The 18,593-nt window shown below is 40.2% G+C and carries 17 protein-coding genes; 5 read left to right on the top strand and 12 right to left on the bottom strand.

What is annotated here, in order from left to right:
• Positions 1-147 precede the first annotated feature (147 nt).
• The 7 genes from PL8927_RS09140 to PL8927_RS09110 all read right to left on the bottom strand — a co-directional run bounded on the left by PL8927_RS09140 (position 148) and on the right by PL8927_RS09110 (position 7,109).
• Positions 148-1,074 carry a class I SAM-dependent methyltransferase gene (locus tag PL8927_RS09140; RefSeq protein WP_083620058.1) on the bottom strand — a complete coding sequence of 309 codons (927 nt, stop codon included), beginning with the start codon at positions 1,072-1,074 and terminating at the stop codon, positions 148-150.
• Positions 1,075-1,218: 144 nt separating this feature from the next.
• A complete protein-coding gene (locus PL8927_RS09135; RefSeq protein ID WP_083620053.1) occupies positions 1,219-1,707 on the bottom strand; it encodes a GNAT family N-acetyltransferase in 489 nt (162 codons plus the stop codon).
• Between the two features lie 510 nt (positions 1,708-2,217).
• Positions 2,218-2,502, bottom strand: coding sequence for a 50S ribosomal protein L27 (rpmA, locus tag PL8927_RS09130; protein WP_083620049.1), 285 nt, complete (start codon positions 2,500-2,502; stop codon positions 2,218-2,220).
• Positions 2,503-2,557: 55 nt separating this feature from the next.
• Complete coding sequence (gene rplU / locus PL8927_RS09125; protein WP_083620084.1) at positions 2,558-2,935, bottom strand: 50S ribosomal protein L21; 378 nt, start codon at positions 2,933-2,935, stop codon at positions 2,558-2,560.
• Positions 2,936-3,183: 248 nt separating this feature from the next.
• On the bottom strand, positions 3,184-3,612 hold the full coding sequence (locus PL8927_RS09120) for a hypothetical protein (protein ID WP_083620046.1): 429 nt from the start codon (positions 3,610-3,612) through the stop codon (positions 3,184-3,186).
• 74 nt (positions 3,613-3,686) lie between these two features.
• A complete protein-coding gene (locus PL8927_RS09115) occupies positions 3,687-5,153 on the bottom strand; it encodes a rhamnogalacturonan lyase family protein (RefSeq protein WP_083620043.1) in 1,467 nt (488 codons plus the stop codon).
• A gap of 258 nt (positions 5,154-5,411) precedes the next feature.
• Positions 5,412-7,109, bottom strand: coding sequence for a CapA family protein (locus PL8927_RS09110; RefSeq protein WP_083620040.1), 1,698 nt, complete (start codon positions 7,107-7,109; stop codon positions 5,412-5,414).
• A 197-nt stretch (positions 7,110-7,306) separates the two neighbouring features.
• On the opposite strand from PL8927_RS09110, the gene rfbB reads away from it, so the two are divergent.
• Both rfbB and PL8927_RS09100 read left to right on the top strand, forming a co-directional pair.
• Positions 7,307-8,416, top strand: coding sequence for a dTDP-glucose 4,6-dehydratase (gene rfbB, locus PL8927_RS09105; protein WP_083620038.1), 1,110 nt, complete (start codon positions 7,307-7,309; stop codon positions 8,414-8,416).
• Between the two features lie 260 nt (positions 8,417-8,676).
• A complete protein-coding gene (locus tag PL8927_RS09100; RefSeq protein ID WP_083620035.1) occupies positions 8,677-9,345 on the top strand; it encodes an SAM-dependent methyltransferase in 669 nt (222 codons plus the stop codon).
• A 98-nt stretch (positions 9,346-9,443) separates the two neighbouring features.
• On the opposite strand, the gene PL8927_RS09095 is transcribed toward PL8927_RS09100, so the two are convergent.
• From PL8927_RS09095 to rpaB, 4 genes are all read right to left on the bottom strand, one after another.
• Positions 9,444-9,779, bottom strand: coding sequence for a hypothetical protein (locus PL8927_RS09095; protein ID WP_083620032.1), 336 nt, complete (start codon positions 9,777-9,779; stop codon positions 9,444-9,446).
• Entirely contained in the window at positions 9,751-10,164 is a 414-nt protein-coding gene (locus PL8927_RS09090) for a hypothetical protein (RefSeq protein ID WP_231505963.1), read from the bottom strand. Before PL8927_RS09090 ends, PL8927_RS09095 begins: the two co-directional genes overlap by 29 nt.
• 329 nt (positions 10,165-10,493) lie before the next feature.
• Entirely contained in the window at positions 10,494-11,156 is a 663-nt protein-coding gene (locus tag PL8927_RS09085) for a cofactor assembly of complex C subunit B (protein ID WP_083620028.1), read from the bottom strand.
• 107 nt (positions 11,157-11,263) lie between these two features.
• The gene (gene rpaB / locus PL8927_RS09080) at positions 11,264-11,995 is read right to left on the bottom strand and encodes a response regulator transcription factor RpaB (RefSeq protein ID WP_083620025.1); all 732 of its coding nucleotides are present in this window, start codon (positions 11,993-11,995) and stop codon (positions 11,264-11,266) included.
• A gap of 409 nt (positions 11,996-12,404) precedes the next feature.
• Here rpaB and radA point away from each other — a divergent pair, with 409 nt between their 5' ends.
• Together radA and PL8927_RS09070 are read left to right on the top strand one after the other, a co-directional pair.
• Positions 12,405-14,006: a DNA repair protein RadA gene (radA, locus tag PL8927_RS09075; RefSeq protein WP_083620022.1), complete on the top strand. Its 1,602-nt coding sequence runs from the start codon at positions 12,405-12,407 to the stop codon at positions 14,004-14,006.
• Between the two features lie 290 nt (positions 14,007-14,296).
• The gene (locus PL8927_RS09070) at positions 14,297-16,900 is read left to right on the top strand and encodes an MASE1 domain-containing protein (RefSeq protein WP_231505962.1); all 2,604 of its coding nucleotides are present in this window, start codon (positions 14,297-14,299) and stop codon (positions 16,898-16,900) included.
• 13 nt (positions 16,901-16,913) lie between these two features.
• Here PL8927_RS09070 and PL8927_RS27990 read toward each other — a convergent pair whose 3' ends face one another.
• Positions 16,914-17,087, bottom strand: a complete 174-nt coding sequence (locus PL8927_RS27990) for a hypothetical protein (RefSeq protein WP_197047362.1) — start codon at positions 17,085-17,087, stop codon at positions 16,914-16,916.
• Between the two features lie 558 nt (positions 17,088-17,645).
• On the opposite strand from PL8927_RS27990, the gene PL8927_RS09065 reads away from it, so the two are divergent.
• Entirely contained in the window at positions 17,646-18,455 is an 810-nt protein-coding gene (locus PL8927_RS09065) for an Rpn family recombination-promoting nuclease/putative transposase (RefSeq protein WP_083620013.1), read from the top strand.
• Positions 18,456-18,593: the final 138 nt, after the last annotated feature.

Here is an 18,593-nt window from a genome sequence, read left to right as displayed (position 1 = left end):
CCCTTTTTAAGGGGGATTTAGGGGGATCTGATCTCGGCTGTAATCACGGGTTTTCGGCTTAAGTTGACACCGATGGTTCTGTCATCACTTCTATTATCTACCATTAATCTTCATAAACCCGCCCGCCCCTGATTAATTTTATTAAATCTACGCCACTGAAGCAATAATAGTCCGGTGACGAGGACTATTAAAATTAATCGTAGGACGTTGAAATCCTGCCTCTATTATGGCTTGTTCAATATCTAATGTAAAATATTCATCTAAATAGGGTTCTGTACTTTTTAACAACGTAAAAACATAAGGGGGCATTTTTTTAAATTGTTTTGATTGAGGGTTCATATCCATAATAGAAAGATGACCATTTGGACGCAACAAACGCCGTGCTTCTTGGAAAATTTCACGGGTGGGAGATTGGGGTAATTCGTGACAAATTAAACACAGAGAAACTAAATCAAAAGAAGCACTAGGTAAACCCGTTGATTCTGCTGTCGCATGAACCCATTGGGGGGGATATTTCCAATTGGATTGTTTTTGAGTATTATAAGTTGCAACTGCTAAAAAATAAGGCGATAAATCGACACCCGTTAACTTCGCATCAGGAAAAGTTTCTTGTAGAGCTAATGTACTCATTCCCACACTACATCCTAAATCCAAAATATCCTGGGGAGGAGTCGGTAATTGAGCTTTTAAAATATCATGATAACTTTGTCGCAGTTTAGCATCGCCCTTAACTCCCGCTTCTGGCCAAATTTTAGCATGAACCGCATAGGCCGCAACTTCGACTTCAACGGCGGCTTGCAAACTTAGATTTCCATCCTCATAAGCATGGAAGGACGTAACATAATAATCGGGATATTGTAGATTGGGGTTTTCAACTTGAGATAATTCTGCCTCCCAATTTCGGGCTAACAGGGTTTCCGTCTGTTTTCGCCAAGGAACTCCCATTTTTTCAGCCCGTTTAATCATCATTTGTCGGGCTTGGTGTTTGGCAAAATTGCTGAGGGGTTTAACCGCTAAAATCCCGTTGACGAAGCGGGACATCAATTCAGGTTTGGAGGTTGTGCTGACCGTCATGATGGATATCTGAGTATTTACATCTATGTTTCTTAGTGTTTCACGATGGGGAGTTTTTGTCACCTCTGAAGGCGAAAAAAGAAACCACAGTTCTCAACAAAACTTATAATTTTAATCGCTAAATTTGTGATATAGGCTGGGTTTTTAGGTTTGTTGTGAGGAATAAACGCTTGTTAAGTCTGGTTTTTGGCTATTCATTTCTAACAATTGATTATTCAAAACCATAGTGGTACTTGAATTATATTCAAAGCCAATATGTTCATAAAATTGTTGTTGATAGGTTGTCATTAAATAAACCCGTTCAACGCGACACATTTTGGGATGACTTAACACCGTTTGGACTAATTTTCGTCCCAGTCCACTGCCTTGATAATCAGGATGAATTACCACATCCCAAATATTGGCGCGATAAATGCCATCAGAAGTTGCTCTTGCAAACCCAATCATTTGCTCATAATCCCACACTGTAACCACAGGTTCGCTATTCATAACGGCAATTTTTAAATCCTCTTGGCTGCGATCTTTTGCCCAAAATGCAGCGAGTTTAAATAAAGTTTGAAGCTGGTTTAAATCAATATTGGCACGAGAATCATTAAATAAAATATGATGGTGATCTGGCGAAACAACTTTCATAGAGAATAACCCTTTCAATGATTTTTAGCAACCGATAACTGCTGATAACTGTTAGGCAAACTCAGAAATTTTAACTTAACATTAGCACGTTAAAGCAGATCCAGTTTAATCCACTGAAACAAGATGCTATGGAACAGATCAGAGTTCATCGATTGTGTGGCGAATTTAACAAAATTCAAAAAATACGCCTCTTTTCCAGATGGAAACTGGACTGATATTGAGTATTTTTTCTAAAATAAATCCTATAACAGAGGGATAGAATAATCAAGGGTTTAGGAGTGAATATCAGCGTTTAATGACATTTGCAGCGAGCAGGAGAGATTCGTCCTAAAAGACAATCAAAAATTCTGTAATCTCAGCAACTAATTCCCTGATTTGTCATGTTTTTTAATCCTTAAATAAAGGGGTGCGTGCGCTGTGCTTACGCACCCTACAAGGGTTGAATCATGCTAAATTTTTTTAATAAAAAACGGGCTATTTTAGCCCGCTTTAACAAGAGATAAAATTGAATTAAGCTTCAACAGCTACAGGTTCAGCTTCAATTACGGGATAAACGCTAATTTTTTGACGAGTTTTACCTTTACGTTCAAAGCAAACCACACCATCAACTTTAGCGAATAACGTATCATCGCTACCGATACCCACATTATTACCAGGGTGGAATTTGCAACCCCGTTGACGAACTAAAATATTTCCGGCGCGAACAACTTGACCGCCAAAACGCTTGACACCCAAGCGCTGAGAATTAGAGTCACGACCGTTACGAGTGCTACCCGTCCCTTTCTTATGAGCCATTGTATCCTCCCAATGAAATGATTTCTATTATTAAATCGTCTGACTTAATGTAGTGTTAGCCTTCGGTTGTTGGCCCGGTTTCTGCGGGTTGTTCTTCCCGTTTAGCCACGACAGACCCATTCAGACTAATCGAGTCAATCATCAAACGAGTAATTTCTTGACGATGACCTTGTTTTTTGCGGGTTTTCTTTTTCGGACGCATTTTATAAACAATGATTTTGCGTCCCCGCAGATGGCGCATCACCGTACCTTCAACGGTCGCTCCACTCACTAAAGGCTGACCAATTTGAACGTCCCCGTCATGATTGACTAACAGAACTTTATCAATGGTAACTTGTTCATTTTCTTCGAGGGGTAACAGTTCAATATCGTAGAAACGACCGGGTTCTACTTTGATTTGTTTACCGCCTGTTTCAATAATTGCGTAAGTCATGTAATTTTGGATTAAGGTTGCCGTACAGGTAGCCCAAAAGTTCAAAGTGTATTCAACCCATCAAGAATTGATCAACTTTCTCCCATTTTGAGCCTTTGCCATGTCTTGTCTGCACCTGTTCCGAGCAAGGTTTAGACACAATCTCCTATTATCGCTGATCAGTATAGATTCTGTCAAGTCCAAACCCGTAGTAAGCCCTTCAGGGCTTCAACCCCTTCTCAACAACCCTGACCGTAAATTAATTAACTCTAGCTTTTACTAACAGTTGGATTCGGTACTTTTTCAGCAGATTTATCAACAAATAGGGTATCAATATCAATAGATTCATAGCCTTTTGTGGCTAATAAATTCAACATTGAACCTAATTGTACCCAAATCAATAAAGCCGTCGGAATTACAACAATTAACCCCATCAATCCCGCAATCCAATAGACGGGAAAAAACACCGCCAAACTGGAACTAACAGACAATGAGATAAATAACGTCATCCCCAAATAAGCAATAATTAAATTGGGGGTTTTATAAATAATCGAAGTTGACGGTTGAGGACTATTATTCCAAACTGCAACCTGATATTCCAACATATCTTTAAAAATGATTCCCCACAACACGGCAAAGACCGTTGAAGCTACAACAACAATATAAATCGGGGAAACGACAAGGGGTTCAGAGATCATAATCAATGCCAAAAAGGAAGGATTTTTTACAATTCGTTACATAGTATATCGCTTTTGTTAAAACCAGGGAATATCTAAGGACTGTAATAATTCCAGGTCATCTTGCTACGACGATAGCGATTTTGCTCCCACAGGGACGCACGCTTAGGATTAGGGTTCGGTTCAGGGTTGTAATAAATGCGGAGTTCCTGGGTACTCAAAACGATTAATTCTTCTCGCCAATCACCCGAAACATCTGCAACATAGAGGCGGTAGGCTTTTTCAGGAAATTGAATTTGATATTCACCGTTAAGGGGATCGAAAATCGCCACATCTCCCTGTTCATGGCGTTCCTTGGCTGCGACTAACTGTTTAGCTTCTCCCGTCCAATCAATCGGAAAAATCACTTCAACTCCTTTCTGTGTCCAACCTTCAGGCGCAATCTTACTGAATTCATAGTTAGAAATGAGTTGACCTTTAGCATCAAAGACAAAGGGTTTTTGATCCGTATCAAAACGACTCCGACACCAAATTTCCAATCCAGGGCGACTGGGATCAAAGTCTCCCAACGCAGCATTTTGGGGTTCCCAATTTTTATAGTCTGTTTCCCAAATCAGTCCTTTTGTGTTGTAGAGAAAGACACGATTGCGTTTAAGACGGTTGGAGTCCTGGGCGTTCTCTTTTTTTTCCCCCCCTTCTTCTAAAGCCACGACTTCCAACCCTGGAATATCAGGTCGAACATCAGCAATAAAAATAGAATCAAGATGACCTTTACGAGGAACACTAAACAAGATATCGCCTTTTGGAGAAATTAGCGTCCCCCCTAACACTTCATCTAAGCCATCTCCATCGAGATCTCCAACCCGTGCGCCATTGTGTGCATTGGCGACAAAATCATCTCTTGTCCACAAAGGTTGAGGATTATCGGTTTTGAGTAAATCGTCAATAGAATAAGCCGCAATATAACGACCCATCCGATACTTATCATTTTCGGTGGCTTGTAGAAGCAGATCTCGATCGCCTTTTCCGCGAAAATTCGCAATCACTAAATGTTCCCACCGATCAGTTTTATCAGGAGAGGTGAGTTGAATTTCTCGAATGGTTTGTCCCGTTGCACCCTCAACAATCTGTAACCGCTTATCTGTGGTCAGAAACAAAACTTCTATTTTGCCATCTCCGTTGACATCAGCAGCTTGAACTCCCGGTGCGTGTAACCCTGGTAAACCTTGGCTTTCTGATTGTCTGGTGAGTTGTACGTTAGCGGATTTCTCCCAGAGTTTTTGACCGGAATGATCGTAAACATGAATTAAACCTTGTTTCTGACCCACAAGATTTGAACGAGACTGGGTAATAATAAAGTCTTTTTGATTATTGTTATTAACATCAACCGTAATCAGTCCCCCTTGATCATCAGGTTTCATGGAAAAATCCAAGGGAATCACTTTAACATTTGGATTAGAATTGCTTAAGCTTTCCTGTTGAGAAGAGGATGCTTCCCCACATCCCCAATTCAAACTTGCTAGGACTAGACTTAGACTGAATAAGCTCAAAGTTTTGTTCATTATCTGCTCTCCAAATTGAACTTTTAATACTTATGCAAGTCATTGCACTGAAGCTAACTTGATCAGGACAGAAACATATTTTAAGAACTAATCTAGCATAATTCTAACTCAAAAGACGAATATAGCAATCCCAAATAGGTTGTAATAATTTAAAACTGATATGAAACAGCCAGAATTATTATTCCTGTTCCCTGTTCCCTGTTCCCTGTTCCCTTTTGAACCGAGATTTTGGATACAACTCAAATAGGATTGCTATATTTAAGGTTTTTTGATCAAAATTTTGCCTTGATTATCAATTTTCAAAGGGGTTTTGGGGAAATCTTGTTGAATGAGATTGCGAATTAACTTAATACTTTTAGAATGATTATCTAAATTAGGAACCCCTTGAGAATCTAATTGAACAGGAATAATTTTTCCGCCCATAAAATCACCTTTCGGATTAACTTTCGCTTCTAAAATTAACGAATATCCTAACTCTCCAGCCGTTGATAAAGTTCGATATCCCATAAAATTCCCTAACGAATAAGCAATTAATTTCCCCTTATACAATTCTAACGCCCTCGTAACGTGGGGGCCATGTCCCAAGACTAAATCAGCCCCCGCATCAATCATACTATGAGTAAATAACACTAAATTTCCGCGATTTTCTCCATAGAAATATTCGGTTTTATTCCTAACATTTAACGCGCCTGTTCCTTCCGCCCCACCATGAAACGAAATTACCACAAAATCAGCATTTTTTTGAGCTTGTTGAACTAACTTTTTACCCGCTTCAATATTACTTAAATTGTTATGAGCTTCATAATTACTAAACCCAATAAACGCTATTTTTACCCCTTTAACTTCATCATAAACAATTTTTCCCTTTTCTCCTACCGCCTTCATGCCTAGCTTATTAATATTCTGAATTGTATCTTTAAAACCCGCTTCAAAAAAATCAAAAGAATGATTATTAGCAACATTTAAAATATCAAATCCTGCATCTTTTAATAAAGCTGTATATTCAGGAGGAGTGCGAAAAGCAAAAACTAATCCTCGACCGATGGCTTTCGCACTAGAAGGATATTTTGTTAAGGTACTTTCAAAATTACCAAAGACAATATCTGCTTTTAATTCTGGTTTTACCTTGGCAAATAAAGCTTGTTTATTCGCGGATAATTTATTATAAGGATAATTCGTTCCGGGGATAATATCACCCACCGCCCGAATTGTAATTTGTAAATCAGGATTAATCGGGTTTTGCAGCGTTTTTAGAGCTAACTGAGAAACTTTATTCAGATTGTTTATCGTTGCTGCTGTGGGAACTGGCGTTGGTGTAGCAACGGGTTCCACTGCTAAGGATAAAGCGGGAATTTCGGGTAAACTTAAAGCAATATTTTGAGGAATTTCTGTTAAAATATTAGCAATTTGTTGTTGATTTTGGTTAACTAAAAATCCTGATATTGGCAAAACCATTAAACTAACAGAACCTGCAATTAACCAAGGTTTAGAAACAGAAACTTGAGGTTTCGGGAAAACAACTTTAGGAAGGGAAAATTCAAGCTTGGGAATTGAAAGTTTAGGAAGGGATACCCTTACAGAAACTGGATTTTTTTTAGCCTTGGGGCGAGGTTTGGGGGGTTTTGCAGGTTTGACCTCCACAGGTTGAGGAGGAGATACAAACTGCTGAAACACCAAGGTCTGTGTCCAACCTGATTTTTTCTGACCTCGACGAGATCCAGAAATCGTCACAGACCCAATAGAGGGGGCTTGTAACCGCATCAAACCATTATGAACCACGCGAATACAGGCTTGAGCATCGGGAACTTGCTGGGACTCCAAAACCACCTTCAGATGGTAATTTTGACGAGTCACTTTTGCCGTTACCCCTTTGGATTGTAACGCCTGGTTGATTAAAATTGCGATCGCTTTGGCATCACCTGCTTTAGCCAAGGCGATAGTATTGTAGTCACTCACTCTGATCTCCTCACAGCCACTTTAAAATCATAGAATTGACTGGCATTTTTTGGGATGAATACCGCTTTCAATTTTCTGGCAGAATTTCCCTTTCTGATCCTGGCAACGAGTACAATTATTAACAGTTTGTCGGATCAGGGCTTCAAACGGAATCTTCAGCACTATTTTTATCCAGCAGATCTAGGGAGGATATCACATTGGCTGTTCAGTATAGCTACGATAACACGGGCAATCGTTCACCCCATTGCATTCTGATTACAGGAGGGGCGGGGTTTATTGGATCAAATTTTGTCCATCATTGGTTTAGTGCTTATCCCGATGATCGGGTTGTGGTTTTAGATGCCTTGACCTATGCGGGAAATCGCAAAAATTTAGCCAGTTTAGAACATAACCCGAATTTCCGGTTTGTTCAAGGGAATATTTGCGATCGCCCTTTAATTGATCGACTTTTACAAGAGGAACAGATCAATACTATTGCCCATTTTGCCGCAGAATCCCATGTTGATCGTTCAATTATTGGCCCTGATGCGTTTGTTCAAACCAATGTCGTTGGGACTTTTACCCTCTTAGAAGCCTTTCGTCAATATTGGTTAGCCCAAGGTCAACCGGAACATTATCGGTTTCTGCACGTTTCTACCGATGAAGTGTATGGTAGTCTTGGCCCTAATGATCCCGCTTTTACAGAACAGACACCTTATGCTCCTAATAGTCCCTATTCTGCCTCAAAAGCCGGAAGTGATCATTTAGCTAGAGCTTATTATCATACTTATGGAATGCCTACAATTATTACCAATTGTTCTAATAATTATGGCCCCTATCATTATCCCGAAAAACTGATTCCGTTAATGTGTATTAATGTTTTATTAGGGAAACCGCTTCCCGTTTATGGGGATGGTCAAAATGTGCGAGATTGGTTATATGTTTTAGATCATTGTCGGGCATTAGATGCGGTAATTCATAATGGCAGACCCGGAGAAATGTATAATATTGGTGGCAATAATGAAGTTAAAAATATTGATTTAGTTAAAATATTATGTCGGATCATGGATGAATTAGCGGTACATTTACCCGTGAAACCGTCTAATCAATTAATTACCTTTGTTAAAGATAGAGCCGGACATGATCGACGTTATGCTATTGATGCGAATAAAATTCAAACGGAGTTAGGTTGGGCTCCGTTAGTTACTGTTGAAGAAGGGTTACGTCAAACAGTTGGCTGGTATTTAACTCATCGAACTTGGTGGGAACCGTTATTATCAGAAGAATATCAAGCCTATTATCGACAGGTTTATCCATCGTCAAACTAAAGGATTTTGTAATATTTTAGGGTAGGGGTGGCGTCCCTCCCAACCCTCTTGATACCTAAGTTTGGAGGGACACCACCCTCTCTACTTTAAATTTATATAGGGGAAAAGACTCCTGATCTTCTGATAGAGGCTTTTGGAAACTGAGTTTTCTACAATTCAAGTGGGATTGATCACAGGAGGTTTGTTGATGTCTGTACACAGCCAACAGCCAACAGCCAACAGCCAACAATTCCCCTCTTTTTGTAAGGAGATTTAGAATCATGCAACTTCAAGCGATGGTGCGATCATTTATTGCATCTGTTGGTATTATTGCTTTGGGTATTGCTGGATGTACCCAAGGGGGTAACTTTGAAGCAAGTTCACAGCAACAAACCTATACAACTCCAACCCCGTCTTCCCCCTCGGATCAGACTCAAGTAGATCCTAATCCCACAGTGGAAGTAGGGACTGTTAACCCTGATGTGGTTTATATTCCAACACCTCAGCCCGTTGTTGATGAAATGCTGCGGTTAGCAGATGTTCAATCAACTGATCTGGTATACGACCTAGGGAGTGGCGATGGTCGCATTGTGATTACCGCCGCTCAAGAAGTTGGTGCACGGGGTATTGGGATTGATATTGACCCGCAACGCATTCAAGAAGCTAAAGAGAATGCACAAAAGGCGGGAGTGAGCGATCGCGTCGAGTTTCGAGAGCAAGATTTATTTGAAACGGATTTTAGTGATGCAACCGTTGTTACTCTTTATTTATTACCTGAACTAAATTTAAAACTGCGCCCTAAGTTACTGCGGGAATTGAAGCCAGGAACTCGCATTGTCTCCCATGCTTTCGATATGGGCGACTGGAAACCTGAACAAATTTTACAAGTCAATGATCGAATTATTTACTACTGGGTTGTCCCTGAAACACCACCCGCTAATTTGTTGTAGTTGCTAAGGCTATATAGTGCTACCCATTAAGGTTAGCACAATTCTAAATCCAGCTAACTCATTTCCTATTTCCTATTTCCTATTTCCTCCTATAAATTCTAAAAATCATTTAATTCAGCAATAATATCTAAACTATCTTTATTGGCTTTAGGAATAGGACAAATAATATCCTGTAAATATAATTTACCCTCTTGATAGTAGAGATAAAGTTTCCAGCGTTCAGCATCATCAATTTTAGCACAATAAAGAGGAATTTGTGTGCCTTTAATTCGTTTCAGTTTAGTTTTATAAAACCGTTGATAACGATAGCAGGATTCATCTTGTAATTCTGCCAAAACTTCTAAAAATCGACCTCGTAGTTGGTTAGGAAGAAGCTTTAACGCTTTGTGAATAATACCCCGTTCATCAATAAGTGGCGGTGGAGGCTGTAACATTGTTTGATTTGACCTCAATACATTGTGTCGGTTGTAAGAAAGATGTATAAATCGATTCTCCAACTTGTTGATAAACTTGCGCTGCGACTTGACTATCAATTACTCTAAATAAAGTAATAATCGTGCGATCAAATAAAGGATCATCATCGATTGTTAAAATCACTCGCAGGTAATAATTAACAATAAAAGAATAGAGAGATGACGCATAATCTCCTAGTAAATCAAATTGATAAAATTGATGGAGTCGTCTTTCTCGACAGCTTTTATCCTCTAATAAACAGGGGGAATATTCATGAAGCTGTTGCAGAATAACCGATTGTTCAGCTTCACTATAGGTTTTTAAATCCTCTTCAAATTCTTCACTAGACTCAAATACAATCTCCATGACTTAGACTCCAAAGTCAACATTCCAAGGGTTGTGGAAACGAACTGATGATTGAATTCTGTCGCTATATTGCATAGTTAAAGCCACAGCGATTCAGAGATTATTTCTCAATCACCACTTTAAGCTTGATTTTTGACAAAAAGCTGACTTCTAATATTCTACGGGTAAAGTTCGCCTCTAGAAAAAATATTAGGAATCGAGGGGCAAAAATTAAGATTTTCTCAATTTTCTCTAATTTTACCCTACAATTTGAGCTTCAGTTTCTTGTTCACCAGATGATCCTGAATACCCGGATAGTGATTGTATCGTTGTATGCTGTTTTAGAACCCCTAGGTTAGGGTTGAAGTTTGATTGAGTAGATTCGATAATGTATTTGTTAACTTATCCCCAATTCCTCCTACCCAATTTTCATCTTGTTTAGTATAACTTCGAGGCGCATTAGCCCCTAAAATTAACACGCCGTTACCCAGGGGTTGACAAATAACGCCCTGTGTATTTTCGGGTAAATAATCAAATTCAATTCGCCCCGGATATAACGCTAAATTAACTAAATAAACAGGTTTTTGTTTTTCCAAAACCCGTTGTAAAATCGGCCCTGGTTTAACATCTGGATTTTTCCCTAATACTCCTCGCCTTAATAAGACTTCACCCTGATAATAAACCACCAGAGAACGGGTGACAGTATTAGTTAATAAGAGATGAGAAGCCCAAGCTAATTCCGTTTTAATCAATTCGGGTAAATCCGATTTTAATTCAAAGCCCTGTTCTCCGATTAACTCAACAGTATCCGGTGATCGGGGTTGAACTTGCTGCCACAATAACCCCGTTAAAATCAACACAGCACTTAAAATCACCCCCAAGGCATCGGAACGAGCTTGAGAGTCCAATAACTGCGGGGTCAAGACCCGATTTACCAGGAGTAGCACCCCTCCCAAACCTCCTGCAAAAATGGGGAGTAATCGTAATACCCGATTTCGATCCGATTTCGCCATACTTTCATCCGAATTCAACTGAAAGAGTAATTACGAATTAGAAATTATGAATTACGAGCTAAATCAACTGCTTCATTCTTAATTCTTAATTCGTAATTCTTAATTATTTAACCGACTTCTCCGGGCTCAATAATGCGTTGAAACAGATACCCTGTTCCGCGTGCAGTTAAAATTAATTCGGGATTACTGGGATCATCTTCCAACTTAGCCCGGAGGCGAGAAATATGAACATCCACCACACGGGTATCAACGTGACGTTCTGGAGTATATCCCCAGACTTCTTGTAAAATTTCAGAACGAGAGAAGGGTTCGCCAGAACGACTGACTAAGAGTTCTAATAAACTAAATTCCATCCCCGTTAGACGGATGCGTTCATCTCCTTTATAAACCTGTCGTTTGTTGGTATCAATTCTAATATTGCTAACCTGAATTACACCGGAACTGGGAATACCCGATGCTCCATTTTTGTCAATCCGCCTTAATACCGAGCGAATTCTAGCTTCGAGTTCCTTGGGAGAAAACGGTTTAACAACGTAATCATCCGCCCCCAATTCTAACCCGGTAATCCGATCGGCAACATCTCCCAAGGCCGTTAGCATAATAATCGGGATATCCGATTCCTTGCGTAATTCCTGACAGACTCCATACCCATCCAATTTGGGCATCATTACATCCAAGACCACTAAATCCGGGTTAGTTTTGCGGAAGGTCTCTAAGGCTTCTTCTCCATCAGCCGCAGTCACTACATCGTAGCCAATCATGGAAAGACGAGTTTCTAAAATCCGACGGATACTGGCCTCATCATCAACGACCAAAATTTTTTCTTTATGATTTTCCAATGGACTTCAACGCTCCCTTAGTTGCATTAAGTTACAGTTTTGATAGAACAACAGTAAGACTCGCAACCCTGAATCTGGGTAATTTCTAGCGATCAGCCACACCAATGCCTTTCAGCAAGGCGATAGCCTCCGGCATGAAGTCGCCAGGTCATGGCTGTACTAGGCGAATCTCAACTTATGTTAAGTTTAGTTTGAGAAATGTGTTGATTTTTTTACCTTATCATTAAGAGAACCCCAAGCAGATCCCTAATTGTACCGATGTAGCCGTCGGACACCGATAGATGGGTGTTACAAAAGTTTATTACATTTTCTCGCTAGATTAATCTGCTTTAAACTTTTGTAAAGTTGCTTTAATTTGGGGTTTTAGTGTTTTACCGTTCAATTGCGTTTCATTTGACAATTTTAAACAATGGCAAAGTCTCGCACCCTTTATGTTTGTCACGAATGTGGAGCCGAATTTCCTCAGTATTTTGGTCGGTGCTCCGCTTGTCAAGCGTGGAATTCCTTAGAAGAACAAGTGGAACAACCCGCGCCAACCACTTCTTTACAACGCTTTAGTTGGAGTAACCTGACGGGAGAACACCCAGAAGGTGCGCCAGAAGTGACTAAACCGGGACAACCCCGTTCTTCCTTCCTATTATCCCAAATTTCTGATCAATCCCAATCTCGGATGCCATCGGGTTATGGAGAATTAGATCGGGTGTTGGGGGGTGGTATTGTTCCGGGCTCTTTGGTGTTAATTGGCGGTGAACCGGGAATTGGTAAGTCAACCCTATTATTACAAGTCGCTAATCTTTTGTCCTACACTAATCGGGTGTTGTATGTGTCGGCGGAAGAATCGGGACAACAGGTAAAATTGCGATCGCAACGTTTAGGAGTGGGAGACGATAACGAAACGGCATCTACAAACGGCAGTGAACACCCCCCCCAGACAACGGCTGATCCCTTTACTGAACAACTTAAAAGCCGGAGTCCGAAACAGCCCACTTCCACAGAAAACGGACAAAATACACCCCATCCCGAACCCGAACATCCGGCTTTTCATCATAAACAAGACTTATATTTGCTTCCAGAAACGGATTTAGAAGTAATTTTAAGAGAATTAGAATCCTTGAAACCGCAGTTAGCAGTTATTGATAGTATTCAGACGATTTATTTCTCTAGTTTGACTTCGGCTCCAGGTTCGGTGGCCCAGGTGCGCGAATGTACCTCCGCTTTAATGCAGGTGGCTAAACGGGAAAATATTACCCTATTAATTGTGGGTCACGTTACTAAAGATGGGGGCATTGCAGGGCCAAGGGTTTTAGAACATTTAGTCGATACGGTGTTATATTTTGAGGGCGATCGCTTTGCTTCCCATCGCTTGCTGCGTTCGATGAAAAATCGGTTTGGAGCCACCCACGAAATCGGGGTGTTTGAAATGGTGGCTCATGGATTAAAAGAAGTTTCTAATCCCTCAGAATTATTTTTAGGTAATCGAGACGACTTTTCCCCTGGAACCTCAACGGTGGTGGCTTTAGAAGGAACTCGGCCGATTGTGGTGGAAATTCAAGCCTTAGTCAGTCCAGCGAGTTATGGTTCAGCGCGACGGGCGACAACGGGGGTAGATAGTAGCCGATTGTTACAAATTTTAGCAGTATTGGAAAAACGGGTGGGGATTCCCCTATCTAAATTGGATGCCTATGTGGCGTCGGTGGGGGGGTTAAAAGTGGAAGAACCTGCGGCAGATTTAGGCATAGCCATTGCCATTGTTGCCAGTTTCCGCGATCGGGTGGTTGATCCGCGAACGATTTTAATTGGAGAAATCGGCTTAGGGGGACAGGTGCGTCCGGTCTCTCAACTGGAATTACGACTGCGCGAAGCCGCTAAACTGGGATTTAAACGGGCGATTATTCCCAGAGGTCAGAGTCCGGCCGATTTAGGATTACAAATTATTCCGGTGGGGAAAGTGATTGATGCGATTATTGCCTCTATCCCGGCTCAACCTCCAACTCTCAATGATGAATCGTGATCGCTGCTATTGGTGATCAAACTATATATTTAGGGAAAATTCAGATTAATTCTATACAGAAATTAAGAGCAAAAATAGCAACCGAAAGTCGATTTCTGTCATGGGCTTTCCCCCTGATTCTCTAACTGTACAAAATCTAAATTAAACTGAAGCAATTCTCCATCCCCCCATCTAAACTAGAAATTCAGGGTCAATCATTTCACCTCAGCTTACTCATAACGAAAATGTTAATGAAATCCCTTGGACGTGTAAAGGTCAAAATTGGCAGATACTTAGGTGCGGTTGGTTTGATGGCAATAGTCTACTGGCTACTGGGGAAGCTGACTGTTGAATATTTAATGTTGAGTTCCACCCAAGCCTTATTCTGGCCGAATGCGGGAGTAGCCCAAGCAATGATTCTGCTGTGTGGTTATCGATATTGGCCTGCCATTACCCTCGGTTCCTTTTTTTCCCTACTCGCCATTGAGCCAATGCCCCTAAGCGTTGTGGTATTTTCTAGTTTGGGAGTGACCCTGCAAGCTTGTTTCGCCAGCCAATTACTCCACCGGATCGACTTTTCTCCTCAACTTAAACACCTCAAAGATGTCATGGGATTAATGATTTTAGCCGGGGTGATTGCTACCCTAATTAATCCTACGATTACTATTTTTAGTGGTTGTTTAAGGGGTTGGATTCCTTGGCAAGATTTTGGGGAAATTTGGATTGCGGGATGGTTAGGAAGTGCGATTGGTGTATTAGTTCTGACCCCTGTATTATTAACCTGGGGAAGTGAATTTCAAAAATATTACTATCGCTGCCAAACTCCCTCCTCCCCGGTGTGGTCTTTTCTAAACGCATTATCCCAAAGTTTATCCCTGGGTACAACACGATTACGCCTGGTTGAACGCTCTCCTTCTCCGCGTAAATTTTGGTTTCGTCAGTTAGAGGTTGGGGTTTGGTTATTACTCTTATTAGCCTTAAATTGGTTTGTATTTTGTTCTCGAACTCGGTCGGCGGTGATTGACTTTCCCCTGGAATATCTGCCTTTTCCATTTTTTGTTTGGGCTTCCTTGCGATTTGGTCAACGGGGAACGGCGATCGCCCATTTTCTTACCGCGAGTTTTGCAGTTTGGGGAGTGGTGCGTGGAAGTGGGCCTTTTGTCAGTCGGGGTACGGATACGCCTCAACTTTTTTCTCTACAAGCCTTTATCCTGACAATGGCAATTACGGGTTTAGTCTTAGCAGCAACGGTGACAGAACGTCAACAAGCAGAAACTCGTCTCAGAAGCAGTGAAGCTAGTTTAGCAAATGCTCAACGAATTGCGAAATTAGGTCATTGGGATCTTAAAATCAGCAGCTATGAATTATTTTGGTCGGATGAACTTTATCGAATGTTAGGCACAGTTCCCCAGCGAATTAAACCCAGTTTTCCGCAATTTTTAGAATTCGTTCATCCAGAAGATCGAAATTTTGTACAACAGTATATTGATCAAGCGTTATTTCAACAAAAACCTTATTGTATTGATTATCGTTTGAAATTAGCAAATGGTGAGGAACGGATTGTTTTTGAGCAAGCGGTGATTACATCCAGTAATATTACGAGCACAATTCAAGATATTACAGACCGGAAAAAAGCAGAAATTGCTTTAAGAGCCAGTGAGGAACGATTCTCAAAAACCTTTAGTGCGAGTCCGATTGGAATTAGTATTATGACTCAAGCTGAGGAATTATTTTTAGATGTCAATGATAGTTTTTTACGACAAATTGGTTGGAATCGAGAAGATGTTCTGCACCAAACTCCTGAACAACTAGAGATGTGGGTCAATCCTCAACAACAGTTTAAACTCAAAAAGAAATTACAACGTCAAAATCAAATTAGCAATGTTGAGTTAAAAATTCGTCAAAAATTAGGAACAATTCGGAATTGGTTGGTTTCGATTGAATTAATCGATTTAGGCGGAATTCCCTGTTTACTGATGATGGCAAATGATATTACCGATCGTCAACAGGCGGAAGAATTAAGAACCGCTAAAGAGGCTGCTGAAGCCGCCAACCATGCTAAAAGTTTATTTTTGGCAAATATGAGTCATGAACTTCGTACTCCTCTGAATGCGATTTTAGGCTATAGCGAGTTGTTAATGGAAGATGCTCAGGCGTTAAATCAGGAGGAATTAGTTGGAGATTTAAAGAATATTTATGTAGCGGGACAACATTTATTAACATTAATTAGTGAAATATTAGATTTTTCTAAAATTGAAGCGGGTCGTATGAACTTCCATTTAGAAACTTTTAAAGTGGCAACGTTACTTTGGGAAGTGGAAACGACTGTTGCTCCGACTGCGGATAAGAATGTTAATCAATTTATCCTGGAAGTCTCAGAAGATGTGGATTTTATGCACACCGACTTAACTAAAGTTCGTCAATGTTTATTGAATCTTCTGAGTAATGCCTGCAAATTTACAGAAAAGGGCAAGGTGATCTTAAAAGTTTGGCAAGAAGGAACGGACAGGATTAATCTGGATGTAGATTCTATCCTGCTCCTAGACCCGGAATTTATCAGTTCAAAGGGGGAAGGAGTGAATCAAGCTTGTTCTCTCCCAGATGTCCCTAAAACCTGTTCAACGGTGATTGTTTTTCAAGTCATTGATACCGGAATTGGCATGACGCCTAAACAGTTAGCAACGGTTTTTAATCCCTTTACTCAAGCAGATGAAAGTACAACTCGCCGTTATGGAGGAACAGGTTTAGGGTTAACTATTACTCAGAAATTATGCCAAATGATGGGAGGTGATTTATCGGTTACGAGTGAGTTGGGTAAAGGTTCGATATTCACCATGAAACTCCCTAAAATCTTGCGTTGTTTGCCTGAGTCTTCGGAAGATTCAGAAGATACCTCATCTGACTTTGATCTTTAAAAACCCAACCCGTTTAACCCCGAACAGAAATCCCTGGTGCATAGGCTTCTACAACTTTACCCGTCACAGAACAGGTAATCATCAAATAGTCACAACGATGACATTGAGTTTGAATGATTTGGCGGGTATAAGAGCGTTCTGCTAAAGTGCCACAGTTAGGGCAACGAACTGTTTGTTTAGTAGCCATTTTTAATCCTTTGGGTTCCACCCCGTTGATATTTTTTCAAAAAAATGAAATTTTATTTTGCTGTTTTTAAGATTGGTAAAAACACTGAACTCAGCGAATATTCTATCTATTCTGACTCAATAGATGGATTCAATTATTCATTCATCCTAAAATAATTTTTACACCCTGACCTAATTTTCGGAATCTCTCTTTAGTCAGAAATCCTTGATCCCCAAGGCTAAACCCTTGAATTTTACGCAGTATTCCCCCATTACTAGATTAATTCGTCAAAAAAATATTTTTTCCTTGATCTATTCTTAGGCGGTCTGGAACGGGTTTAGGGTAAAACTTAATAAAAATTTAAGACTAGAGGCAGAATCAGCAACATTTGTTAGTGAAAAAATATTAAAGGGGCTGTGGGTTAACGGTTAACAGCTTGTCCTCGTCTCTCCTCTTCCCCACACCCCCATCCCTACATTATTAAAGCAAGTGCTTTTATTAGAGATTCTATTTTAGAATCGGTACAAGCTAAATTATTAGCACTTAAATAAGAAACCGGGTTTCTGGGAGTGATTAATTATGAAAACCGATCATATTTTTTATCGCATTTTCAAAGACTTACCCCAAACCTTCTTTGAGTTGTGGGGAGAATCACCAGAATTAGTGAACGATTATCGTTTTGATTCAGTCGAATTAAAACAGACTGCCTTTAGAATTGATGGGGTGTTTTTACCCGAAAACCTGGAAAACCCGATTTATTTTACCGAAATACAGTTTCAAAAAGACCCGAAAATTTATCTGCGTTTATTTTCCGAGATTTTTACCTATCTTAGAGATAATGATCCGGCTTTAAGATGGCGTGCTATGATTATTTTCAGGAGTCGTAGTATTGAACCCACAGCTAGACAGCGAGAATCAGTTCAACCGTTTTTAGATTCTCCTTTGGTCAAGTGCATCTATTTGAATGAAATAGAAGTCAGTGAAACGACACCTTTAGGGATACAAATTATTCAATTAATTGTCGCCAAGAAGAAAGAACTCTTAGAGAGAGTGACTCGGTTAATTGCACAAGTCAAACAACAATTTCCCGATGAACCTTCTCGGCTACAATTGTTAAACTTATTAGAAACGATTGTTTTAGCAAAGTTACCTCAAATGAGTCGTCAGGAGTTAGAAGCTATGTTTGGTGTTGATGATTTAAGAAAAACTCGGTTTGCTCAAGAGTTGATTGAGGAAGGGAAAACTGAAGGAATTAATGAAGGAATTATTGCGGGTAAATTGCAAACGATTCCTCGCTTATTAGGAAAAGGTTTTTCTGTTGAGGAAATTGCCGATATTTTACAATTGGATATTGATCAAGCCCAACAATTTATCAACACTCTCAACTAACCTGTGTAACCAGAAACCCGGTTTCTCAAAGAAACCGGGTTTCTAACTGCTCAAGTCAAAATCCTTTACAAGATCGTTATTTTTGGGGAGCGTGGGTTTGTGTGGGTCGGGAGTTTTCTCCATCCCCCTCTCCCCGTT

It is taken from the genome of Planktothrix serta PCC 8927, assembly GCF_900010725.2.
Taxonomy (GTDB): Bacteria; Cyanobacteriota; Cyanobacteriia; order Cyanobacteriales; family Microcoleaceae; genus Planktothrix; species Planktothrix serta.
Note: the sequence above shows the minus strand (reverse complement) of the source record. Positions and strands in the feature narration are given on the sequence as shown.